1 protein-coding gene is annotated in these 314 nt (G+C 77.7%); it reads right to left on the reverse strand.

The window, feature by feature from the left end; translation table 11 throughout:
• Positions 1 to 314, reverse strand: a 314-nt coding sequence (locus tag GT354_RS47560; protein WP_161364032.1) for an FAD-dependent oxidoreductase, incomplete at both ends; no start/stop codon positions are given.

A 314-nucleotide genomic window follows, 5' to 3' on the forward strand; every position in this document is an offset into this window, starting at 1 on the left:
CGCCCGCGGCCCACACCCCGGGCACGGTGGTGGCCTGCCGGGCGTCGACCGCGACGAAGCCCCCAGGGGTGGTCGCGCAGCCCAGGTGGCCGGCGAGTTCCAACTGCGGGGTGAAGCCGTAGCCGACCGCGAGCGTGTCGCACGCCAGTTCGTATGCGGAGTCGGGGCGGATCCGCCAGTCCCGGTCGATCCGGGCCGCGGTCACGGTACGCAGGCTGCCCTGCGCGAGGGCGGGGCCCGGCCTGCCGTGCGCGGCCACCACCGCGTGGCCGGTGCGATACGGGATGCGCCGGCGGGCGAGGGCGGCGGCGTAG

This window comes from Streptomyces sp. SID3343 (assembly GCF_009865215.1).
Classification (GTDB): Bacteria; Actinomycetota; Actinomycetes; order Streptomycetales; family Streptomycetaceae; genus Embleya.